The following is an 11,101-nucleotide window of genomic DNA, read 5'->3' on the forward strand; positions in this document are numbered from 1 at the left end:
GTTGAATTGAAAATGCGGTTTGACACACTTTTTTGAACGTTCCCCCAAAATCTTCTGAACATGAAGTTTCATCCAGCTCTTTATTTGGTAGTGCTGATAAATCTCCATTACTTATATCTGAAGGAGCAAGGCTATCATTAGTTTGTACAGATATTTCTTCAATTACTCCTTTTATTTCTTGATCACTGACTCCAAAATTCTTGATTAATTCCTCAAATCTATTCAAAATCTCTAATACACTTTCCTGCGATATAATCACGTTATCTCCTTCTCTTACATTCTCTTTGAACAAATATATTATGTTTTTTGCCAAGTCTTGTGCTAAGCTCACACGATTCTGATGAGCTAATGAAGATTGATCATTCAAATCTGAAATTTCTTCTTTTAGAGCATTCTTCTCAAATAGTAACTCTTTGTACTTTTCATGTTGAATTTGACTTTCTTTCTCCAGATTGATGCTATAATTTTCCAACTCTCCACTGTTTTTTCTTTCTTTATTAATATTTTTTTCTAACTCTTTAATCCTACTGAAATATTTAGTTTCTTTCTCTTCCGATTGCTTACTTAGTTCTTCTAAATCTACAGTTAGTTTAATCACTTCTTGAGTTTTTTCATTTAACTTTTCTTGTAATCGTCTTTTTTCTTCTTCTAAATCCGATGATTTAAGTATTAAATCATAAGTTTCATAACTTTCTTTTTGCAACTGTGCTTCTAACTCTGCTATTTTTTTCTCTTTCTTTTCTAAACATGTCATCAATTCTGTTACTTTTTTAGATTCTAATTCATGTGATTGACTTTCTAATCTCTGGATTTCACTTTTAAGATCTGATCGCCCTATTTGATCAACTAGTTTTTGTATTTTGACAACTAGAACTTTAGCATATTCTTCCAAGCCTTGCTTTTCTTGCACTAATTCAGCTTTTTCTTTACTTAACTTTTGTATCTCTTTTTGCGCTTTCCTTAACTTCTCCTCTAACTTTTCCTTCTCTACTTTTCTCCTTTCAAATTCACTCTCTACCGAATCACTTAGCTGCTTGAGTTTTTGTGTTACTTCAGCCAAAACTTCATCTTTTTCCCTTACCTTTCCATTTAATTCCTCCACCTCTCTCATTTTTTGCTGTAATTGTTCTAATATAGTTTGATTATTTCCAGTCAATCTTGTATTTTCTTTTTCCAATTTATTAATTCTTTCGTTTAAGCTGTCATCTACAACTTGTGCACTTTTATCTTGCATTTTAGTACTGCCTATTTGAGCTTCTTTGCTGCCACGCTCAATTTCTTGAGTTGTTTGAATGTTAATATTTCTATTACCATTTTCTATCACAATCTCAGATGATTTATGATTGCCTTTCTCCTTATTTCTAAATTTTATTTGATACAAGAATAAGTTACCTATTTTTACATCTTTATTTGCTTTCAATTGATCATCAGTAACACGATTACGCTCGATAAGTTCTATACCATTAGCATCAATATTAATTATAATAGTGCACTTTTTTCCGTCCTCATCACACCAATTCAGAGTCATTTCGTATGCACCATCAGTTACAACATAGTGCCTTATTCCTTCTTCAGAAACAAAACCGTGCATTCCATTTTTTCCATTGCTATGCAGAGTTGAAAACCCTGAAATTCCATTATCTTGACAGAAATTACTATTCAAAAACTCACTGACTTTGAATTTGTTTTTATTAGCTCCCAATTTAACTTCTGCACAACTACCATATATTGACACTGTTTCAACACCACTTTCAATATACCCATTCAATACTTTTTTAGCCTTATCTTGAAGCTCTAGTCTCGCCTCCTTTACATTATTGAAATCTTGGATAACGGCTTTATACACTTCATCTTCATTAAAATTGGCATTGTATTTTATTAAAAAAGATAATATGTGAAAACTAGCTACAGCAGTGTGAATTGATTTATTCTTTTCTTTTATCTTACCGAGCAAAAACAAAAACCTTTGAATGAAGTCATGATAATCATCTTTTTGTTCTTCAATTTCATTATCATATGAATTACCAATCATTATTACCTCACAACTAAATAATTAGTATAGTAATACGAATGCTAAGTTACATCAATCAATAAACTTACAGTAAATTTTCCATTCTCAGTTATAAGCTCTGCTTCTGTACTCTCAACCCATTCTATCACTTCAGCATTGCAAACTGACTGCAAATCATGCTGAGCAGAATAATTTAACTCATCCTCTTTTACACTCGCTTTTATCATCAACTTTTGTATAAGATGCTTAACTGATACGTTATTATCTGCTTTTATTTTTCTCACAAGGTTTAATATCTGCACGAAATTATCTCCCATTTCCTCAGAATACTTATCATAGATAAGTTCTTCCTTGTTAGGCCAATTACTTTTATTGTGAACGGAGTTATAACTATACAACTGATGATATATTTCCTCTGTAATGTATGGCAAAAATGGTGCAAATAACCGCAAAATAATATTGAGTACATATGCCAAACTCTGTTTCGCACTTATGTTTGCCTCGCTGTCCAATGCATCTCCATATGCACGTTTTTTAACTAACTCTAAGTAATTATCACAAAAATCTTTCCAAAAAAATTCTTCTATTGAGCTCAAAGCTTCGCAGTATTCAAACTGTAATAGGTTGTTCGTCGTTTTTTCTATCACTTTATATAATTTGGACAATATCCACTTATCCATCGTCTCACTGATGGAATTTATGCTCAATGCTTGATGTTTTTCCATAAACATGGAAACAAATTTGCTAGCATTCCAAAGTTTCGTAACAAGTCGTTTGCCAATTTTGAAGATATTTTCAGAGTAGACTGTGTCAACTCCAAGTCTTGAGTTTGCTGCCCAATAGCGTACTACGTCAGCTCCATAGGTTTCAAGCATTACATGAGGAGTGATGATATTACCTTTTGATTTACTCATCTTTTTTTTATCATCAGCCAAACACCAACCACTAATCATGACATTTTTCCACGGCAGTGAATCTGCATGATAATGTGCCTTCAAAATCGTATAAAAAGCCCAAGTTCTTATTATCTCATGGCTTTGGCTGCGCAGATCTGCAGGAAATATCTTATCATACCGATGGCTTGGTAAACCGAGCTCACTGTTTACTGCCAGTGCACTTAGTTGAGTAGTGATCGCACTTGTGGCCCACGTATCCATTACATCTTGGTCTGGGTTAACCTCTTCCTTACTATACCCTTTCGGCAAATCTTTGAGTGGATCGATAGGCAAATCCTTTACTTCAGCTAGAATGATTTTACCCTCTTCCCCTTTACGTTTTGAATACCACACCGGAAATGGCACACCAAAATAACGCTGTCTTGAAATGCACCAATCCCAATTTAGCCCTTCTATCCATACCTCCATGCGTTTACGCATAGACTTTGGATGCCAACTACACTTTTTTACTTTATCTAACACTTGAGCTTTTTGCTCTAAAGTCTTGATAAACCATTGATAAGTTGGTAATATTTCAAGTGATGCACCAGATCTTTCTGCACACTTTACGGAATGAGAAATGTTAGTACTTTCTATCAAAAGGCCCTTTTCAGTTAGGATTTCAATAATTCTCTTTCTTGCTTCTTTAACCTTTAGGCCATTTATTTCATCGTAGATTCCAGCGTCACGCGCTGGGGGGTGTGTCTCCTCTAATGGCTGGATTCCAGTGTCAAGCACTGGAATGTCACTCCCCTTTGTCATCCCAGTGCCTTGACACTGGGATCTATTATTACCATACACTGAATCTAGACTTATCCTACCATCCTGATCGATAATAATTTTCATCGGCAGACCATGCTTTTGCTGCCAATATATGTCGAGCTCATCACCAAACGTACAGCACATAACAAGCCCAGTACCTTTATCTATTTTAACTTTATCATCAGCTATTATTGGAACTTTTGCTCCTGTTATTGCCACCACGGCTATTTTTCCAATCAGCTGAGTGTAGCGTGCATCTTCTGGATGGCAAAAAACTGCAACACATGCTGGGATCAACTCAGGCCGTGTAGTTGCAATCTTAATCTGCTCATTTTCTTCAGTGGAAAAAACTATCGTGTTCAAAAATGACTCAAAGACTTTATCCTCTATTTCTGCTTGTGCAATTGCAGTTTTATCGACTGGGTCCCAAAGAATAGGTTGCATTTTTCTGTATGCATACTCTTTATTATATAGATCAATGAATGACATTTGAGAAAGTGCCACAGCTCCCTTGCTGATCGTGTGGTATTCCAAATCCCAGTCATAGCTAATGCCAACTGATTTAAACAATTCCTTGAATTCTTGCTTTGATTTTTCAATAACCTCATGGCACATCTCTATAAATTTTTCTCTGCCAACTTCTTTTGCGCGGGTTTTATAGGTTTGCTCAACTAACCTTTCAGTCGGAAGGCCATTATCATCAAACCCAATTGGATAAAATACATCTTTTCCCAGCATACGCTGAAACCTTGCAATAAAGTCTGTGTGGCAATAGCTGAATATATGGCCAATATGCAACTTTCCTGATATCGTTGGTGGGGGAGTATCTATAGTGAAAGTGTTACCCTTTTCACTACTCCATTTATAAACTTTACTTCCTTCCCATAATACATTGTATTTGTCTTCAACTTCTCTAAAGCTGTATTTTTCTTCCAACATAAATATTTTTCAGTTTTAAGCTTTAAGTTAGCACAATTGAGCAAATACAGCAATTTTAATGTCTGACATTTTAGTTTATAATACAAAATTTCTTGATTTTAGTTTTTTATGTATTACACGATAAATTTTTAGTATTGAGGTTTATTATGCCTGATTTTAAATTTTCTGATTTACAAGATCTTGTTAATGCTCTATATGATCCATACTATCTGCCCTCCAACGAAAAAATAAAACTAGCAGAATTGCTTGAGGACGTGTTGGAACTAGAAGTTAAAAAAAGCCCAGAAAAGGCAATATCTAAAATAAAAAATGAACTAAAAAGTGAAGTATCGAATGAACTGAAACAAAAAATAAATACTCAAATCCAGCAGTTACAGCAAGAAAAGAAAATATTAGAAACCAAAAATGAAGCAAATAAACAACTGAAAGAAAAAGCAACATACATCGCTACTGCTAGCACTGGTCTTGCTGTTGGGTTAGTAGTGTATATTACACTTGAACATACAACTAAATTGGACATATGGTTAATCGTTGTTATAGCAACAGTATCTGCATTCTTAGCTGGTGGTTTAATAATGAAACCTAGCTCTCAAATAAATGGAACACAAGAACCACAAGGAGTAGCAAATAAGAATTCAGTCTAGCTTGATATAGTTTTTTTCATTTCACTGCCTTTCCAAATTTGAAGCAGGTTGTTTGAGCCATAGTACAAAGTAAATATAGTAATTTTACACTAAAATTTTTAGTTTTGTTTCTGTGGGTTAGTTGGTACGAGCCTTGCCTTTAAGAAGATGTAACATCACAATTATTATGAATAACATTCCACCAATAACTGATATAGCTCCACCCGTAATAAAACAAGCACGTGCCAACATTGATGAAATACTTGGCAGATCTGCAACTTTTCTTAAGGCACCATATCCACCAAGCCAAACAAGTCCAGTAATGTGGAAAAAATGTCCCAAGCTATATGCATAAATCTGTAATCTTACTATGGAGCTTTTTATTTCTTTACAGCCCAATTTTGGTAACAGCCAGTAGACAAAATTCATAAAAGCTATAGTAATACCAACCACAGAACCGTGATAATGCGCAGGGATAGTGACATTTCCTTCAATAGTTAGCACTCCAAGCACACCTCCATAAATGAACAATACAAACGAGTGGAGAAGATAATTGCCCTTATCATTGAGCAGAGTTTTTGTGTTGCAATACACTAATATTGTTAAAAAGCACGGCAGAACTGCTCCAGCAATTCTCATATGCCAGGTAAAAAACTGTATCAATTCAGCACTATCCGCCGAATAAATAAAGTATATAAACGGCGCACCTACGGTCAAAACTGTGTTTATAAATAGTGGTAAAATGGTAATTTTATTTAGACTAATATAGCGAGCATTCAGTATGATCAAATAAACTAAAAACATTGCTTGAGAAAAGGCAAACTGCAGTAAATGTCCGCCTCCCCAAAAGAGATATTCATAAAATAAATTCTTGTCTGAGTGATATAGACCTGGAGGCATATTTTTATGTGCTAAAACAACACAAAGAAATGATGACACAAGTATAATGACCAGGCCAATTTGTCCGATTGAAAGATATGAGTCTTGTTTATTTGATATGTAGGCTAGAGCTGTATTTATCAATATGCTGGTAATGAAAAGACTGAGTCCAAGTAAAAATAATTTGTTTTGTAATACAGGTATATAGTTACTTTTGATAACTTCAGTATTTGGAACAAATGCAGATATAAACATTAGCAGCATGGAAAGGATTGAGAGAATCCATGAGAAGTTAAACCAATGATTGGTGTTTTTTAAGTTTATGATGAAGAGCAGAGATATTATAGAGCACATCCATACCAAAATTGACAAATTTACGTGTATCACCAGTGCATTATCAAAGATATATTGTGCAGAAGGAATGAGAGAAGAAATAAAAGGCAATCGTAGAAAAATAACAATTATTGACAGCAGTCCAGAACAAGCAAGAGCAAGTACTGCCAAGAATATCCATTGCCTGCAAAGTGAAGCGTTATTTTGTATGTTGAGCATTTACTTTTAGGTACTATAGCATAAGACAATGTACATTTTTCAAATTGATATGCATAGTTTAAATGAATGACATTACAACAATATCTTTCATCGTGAAAATGCTGCGTCCATTTCCATTTCATATTATGGTAATATTACTGACAGCGTTAGTCTGAGCTATCGAAATGTGTTTTAATCAATACTTGATAAAAATTATTACAGTAAGAGAATCTTTACATAATGGCATGACATTACGTTAATGCTTTTGATCCACAATTAAGAACATTTTCGTTGTGATTTACGTTTCTAGTATGTATATTAATGAATCTTGTTTTCACTAAATAATGAAAATAATAATTGTCATGATAATGTTATTGTATAGTAACTATACAATGGCAAGCGAACGAATAAGTTTAGTAGATAAAAAATTATCTCAAGGATATGTAGCTCCAATACTTACAGAAAATAGCGTTATTTTACCAGACAAGCACGGTACCTTATATTCCTTTGATATCGATAACCCAAGAGTTATAAATTGGAAATTATACCTCTCAAGTAGGAAAAAAATTGGTAATATGAGTTTATCGAGCTACAAAGAAAATGTTTTCTTTGTAGTGGATAACATTCTACACACAATAGATGCGAAAACAGGGGAGATTCAATGGGAAAAAGAATTAAGAGCTCCGGCAAGAGGGAAAGCAATAGTAATAAACAATAAGTTGGTAGTATTGACTATTGATAACTATCTACATGCATTTGATATAAAAGATGGCAGCCCTATTTGGGCTTATCAAAATGGTATAAATGAGGTTCGAGGTTTATATTCCATCTCACCAGCAGTCTCTAATGATAAAATAATGGCACCATTTTCAAATGGTGAGTTAATAGCTTTTAATGAAGAAGGTAAAAAACTATGGAGCCAAAAATTAGCTACAAATCTTTTAGATACACAGCTTACAGATGTAACTACTACGCCTAGAGTACACGATAATATCTTAATAGCTACGAGCAACTCTTATATTTATAGCATTGACGTAAACTCAGGAAATATTTTATGGTCAAGGCCACTACAAGTAAAAAGTATATCAAACATTGAGTCATATTATAGCCCTCTTATTCCTGCAGAGAAACAAAAAGAAGGCGGAAGAATTTTCATGGTGACTAAAGATAATAAGGTAATTGGCATCGACATACAAAGTGGAAAAACAGTTTGGACATCTGATTTTATAGAGAATGTGCAATTGTTTGTTCCAATTATGTATGCCCATACGCTTTGGGTAACAAGTAATAAAGGTTCAATATTTGTTTTTCCTGGATCTGAAAGTACAGGAAGGGTAATTAAAATACCTGGTAATGTGTTTCATGCTCCAGTATTTACCCATGGTAAGATGTATATAACGACTGAAGGAAATGGTGTTTATTCTTTAGAAAATAGGTTTGTTTTTTATGACTGATTATGATTTGATTATTATAGGTGGTGGTCCAGGTGGTTACAAATGCGCTATTGCTGCTGCAAAACTTGGACTCAAAGTTGCTTGTATAGACAAAAATAGCATTTTTGGTGGCACGTGTTTGCGAGTTGGGTGTATACCATCAAAAGCATTACTCCATTCCTCTTATCAGTATGCTAGCGCGAAAAATAATCTATCAAAACTTGGCATAAAAGTTAAGGATGTAAGTCTCGATTTGAAAGAAATGCTAGGCTATAAAGACGCTAGAGTTCAAGAACTTGGAAAAGGCATAGAATATCTGTTTAACCTTTACAAAATTACTAAGATCAATGGACTTGGAAAAATTACTTCTTTTGATCAAGGCAACCTTGAAGTTTCAGTTGAAGGTAAGGTACTGAAGGCAAAAAATATAGTAATTGCAACTGGTTCTGATGTTAGTTCTCTACCAGGAATTGATATTGATGAGAAAAATATCATTTCATCAACTGGTGCATTGTCTTTAACTGAAGTACCAAAAAAACTTGTTGTAATTGGAGCTGGGGCAATAGGACTTGAAATGTCTTCTGTGTGGAATAGGCTAGGCTCTGAAGTTACTGTAGTAGAGTTTTTTGACAGAATCGCTGCAGCAATGGATAGCGAACTAAGTAAGTCTTTACTTTCTAGTCTACAAAAGCAGGGAATAAAATTTTTACTCAGCACCAAAGTTGAAGAGATAAAACAAAGTAGTAACTCTTTGAGTGTGAAAGTTTGTTCTGTAAAAGATAATCAAACAAACACTATAGAGGCGGATAAGGTATTGGTGGCAGCAGGACGCAAACCATGTACTGATGGTCTTGGTATTGATGAAAAAATGGAAAAAGATAATCGCGGTTTCGTTCAAGTTAACAACAGATATGAAACTAATGTGAAAGGAATATTTGCTATTGGTGATGTGATTGGTGGAGCAATGCTTGCTCACAAAGCTGAGGAAGAAGGGGTGGCAGTTGCAGAGATACTAGCAAGGCAATTGCCTCACGTTGATTATGAAATCATACCGTCGGTCGTTTACACCCACCCTGTAGTTTCTTCAATCGGTAAAACTGAAGAAGAACTAAAAAGTGCTGGCCGAAAGTATAAAGTTGGTAAATGTCGATTTGCTGCAAACGGTAGAGCAAAAGTCACTGACGATGCTGAGGGATTCGTGAAAGTTCTGACTTGTAGCAAAGCAGATACAATACTCGGTGTACATATCATAGGAGCATACGCTGATACGCTAATCAATGAAGCAGCGGTTGCAATGGCATATGGTGCAGCAGCAGAGGATATATACAGAATTTGTCACTCTCATCCTGATATAAATGAAGCCTTTAGGGATGCGTGCATCGATGCTTTCTTTAAAAAGTAACTGTGGACCTCGGTTCAATCATTGAAAAATGGTATGATTGGCTAAAGTACAACAGGTCTTACTCACCAAACACTTTGGAGTCATACATGAGGGACCTCAAAGATCTTATAAGTTTCCTAAATACTCACATTGGTGAAGAAGTAAATGTTGGCTCTTTAGAAAAATTAAGCATACCTGAACTGAGAAGTTGGTTTACCTCTCGTTATGCAAGAGGTGTAAATGCGAGATCTAACACTCGCGCATTGTCAGTAATCAGAAATTTTTTCAAATATATAAAAAACAATTATGAAATAAATAATGAAGCGGTATTTTCTTTATCAAGGCCAATTCAGAGAAGAACTCTACCTAAAGCACTTTCAATATCTAACATAGAAACTCTATTGAAAGAAATGAAATTGCCTGATCTAGGCGAGCCTTGGGTGGTAAAAAGAGAAATTGCAATTGTCGTTCTGCTATATGGTACGGGCTTAAGAATCACTGAAGCACTGAATCTTAAGGTTAGTGATATTAGCAATGAAAGTTTAATAGTAACAGGTAAGGGAGATAAACAAAGGCAGGTATTTATTCTTCCAGTAGTAAAAAAGTGTATACAAAAATATATAAAAGCTTGTCCCCACTTTGACGAAGCGGGACATCTTTTTGTGGGGGTAAGAGGAAAAAAATTGGGAAGAACTTATGTTGCTAATCGTTTGCAAAAAATAAGAAGATTTTTAAACTTACCAGAAATTTTATCTCCACATGCATTTCGCCATAGTTTTGCTACTCATTTGCTTCAGGAAGATATTGACATAAGATCAATACAACAGCTGCTTGGCCACTCAAGCCTTGAAACTACTCAAGTTTACACTCACCTAAATTATCAAGATGTCTTCAATATGTATAAAAACTTTCAGAAGAGTTTGAATAAAAAATCGAAATCTTAACTTCGTCTTAAATCGATAATATTGCCGAACTGAGTGCTTGCAACATCATTCAGTACTGTACTTGCTTTATATAAGCAATAGTGACCAGCAGAGAAGAAAGCAAAAACGTTTTGCAAAAGGTTATGAATGAAAGAGAATAGACAGCAGAATTTAAATTAGAAGCTATGTAAAGAAACAAGTCAAGCAAATAGCAAAAGAGCTAGGCTCTGTGTACAAAATGTTAGCAGGTCAAATTAATTGAGGACGGGGATTTGCGACTAAAGTTCATGCACTTGTTGACGTACTGGGAAACCCATTCAAATTTATTTTGACCTCAGGCTAGAGGAACAAAATTACTCAGTTGACTAAAAATGTCTCTAGCTACACTATATGGCTTCTTTAAAATTTTGTTTACAGAGCCTAGAAAGAAAGCTGAGGAAAAGTAGAGGTTACCTTTACATATGAACTACATCTCAACCTGATATTGTCGTTCCTAATATGTTGGATTTCTTGCATAACTCGAATTCAAAAGTTGATGTCATTCCAGCGCGTGACACTGGAATCCAGATATTGGGTTCCAGCTGGGGTGACACCTGTTTATGCAAGAAATCTATTGAAAATTGAGTTAAACTAAAAATTCGGGAACGTTCAAAAAAGTGTATCAAACCGAAAAAAAAGTAATAA

At 34.5% G+C, this 11,101-nt stretch carries 8 protein-coding genes; 4 read left to right on the forward strand and 4 right to left on the reverse strand.

The features are described 5' to 3' along the window. Together JR312_RS03050 and JR312_RS03055 are read right to left on the reverse strand one after the other, a co-directional pair. A partial coding sequence (locus tag JR312_RS03050; RefSeq protein ID WP_416647697.1) for a hypothetical protein occupies positions 1-2,032 on the reverse strand: 2,032 nt, incomplete at its 3' end. A gap of 41 nt (positions 2,033-2,073) precedes the next feature. Continuing rightward, complete coding sequence (locus JR312_RS03055) at positions 2,074-4,647, reverse strand: valine--tRNA ligase (RefSeq protein ID WP_416647698.1); 2,574 nt, start codon at positions 4,645-4,647, stop codon at positions 2,074-2,076. A gap of 146 nt (positions 4,648-4,793) precedes the next feature. Here JR312_RS03055 and JR312_RS03060 point away from each other — a divergent pair, with 146 nt between their 5' ends. Continuing rightward, a complete protein-coding gene (locus tag JR312_RS03060) occupies positions 4,794-5,291 on the forward strand; it encodes a hypothetical protein (RefSeq protein ID WP_416647699.1) in 498 nt (165 codons plus the stop codon). Positions 5,292-5,408: 117 nt separating this feature from the next. On the opposite strand, the gene JR312_RS03065 is transcribed toward JR312_RS03060, so the two are convergent. After that, entirely contained in the window at positions 5,409-6,701 is a 1,293-nt protein-coding gene (locus JR312_RS03065) for a cbb3-type cytochrome c oxidase subunit I (protein WP_416647700.1), read from the reverse strand. Between the two features lie 323 nt (positions 6,702-7,024). On the opposite strand from JR312_RS03065, the gene JR312_RS03070 reads away from it, so the two are divergent. The 3 genes from JR312_RS03070 to JR312_RS03080 are packed head-to-tail and all read left to right on the forward strand — an operon-like array spanning position 7,025 to position 10,438. Next, complete coding sequence (locus JR312_RS03070) at positions 7,025-8,134, forward strand: outer membrane protein assembly factor BamB family protein (protein ID WP_416647701.1); 1,110 nt, start codon at positions 7,025-7,027, stop codon at positions 8,132-8,134. Next, on the forward strand, positions 8,127-9,515 hold the full coding sequence (gene lpdA, locus JR312_RS03075; RefSeq protein WP_416647702.1) for a dihydrolipoyl dehydrogenase: 1,389 nt from the start codon (positions 8,127-8,129) through the stop codon (positions 9,513-9,515). The genes JR312_RS03070 and lpdA overlap by 8 nt, the downstream gene beginning before the upstream one ends. Before the next feature lie 2 nt (positions 9,516-9,517). Continuing rightward, on the forward strand, positions 9,518-10,438 hold the full coding sequence (locus JR312_RS03080; protein WP_010401376.1) for a tyrosine-type recombinase/integrase: 921 nt from the start codon (positions 9,518-9,520) through the stop codon (positions 10,436-10,438). A gap of 452 nt (positions 10,439-10,890) precedes the next feature. On the opposite strand, the gene JR312_RS03085 is transcribed toward JR312_RS03080, so the two are convergent. Next, the coding region (locus tag JR312_RS03085; RefSeq protein WP_416647703.1) for a hypothetical protein at positions 10,891-11,101 on the reverse strand (211 nt) is incomplete at its 5' end.

The organism is Wolbachia endosymbiont of Nasonia giraulti, from assembly GCF_048054155.1.
Lineage (GTDB): Bacteria > Pseudomonadota > Alphaproteobacteria > Rickettsiales > Anaplasmataceae > Wolbachia > Wolbachia pipientis_C.

What these genes read in the sequence shown, in the direction of transcription:
- lpdA (WP_416647702.1), top strand. Translation starts at nt 8,127, where the DNA reads ATGACTGATTATGATTTGATTATTATAGGTGGTGGTCCAGGTGGTTAC.
- JR312_RS03055 (WP_416647698.1), bottom strand. Translation starts at nt 4,647, where the DNA reads ATGTTGGAAGAAAAATACAGCTTTAGAGAAGTTGAAGACAAATACAAT.
- JR312_RS03060 (WP_416647699.1), top strand. Translation starts at nt 4,794, where the DNA reads ATGCCTGATTTTAAATTTTCTGATTTACAAGATCTTGTTAATGCTCTA.
- JR312_RS03065 (WP_416647700.1), bottom strand. Translation starts at nt 6,701, where the DNA reads ATGCTCAACATACAAAATAACGCTTCACTTTGCAGGCAATGGATATTC.
- JR312_RS03070 (WP_416647701.1), top strand. Translation starts at nt 7,025, where the DNA reads ATGAAAATAATAATTGTCATGATAATGTTATTGTATAGTAACTATACA.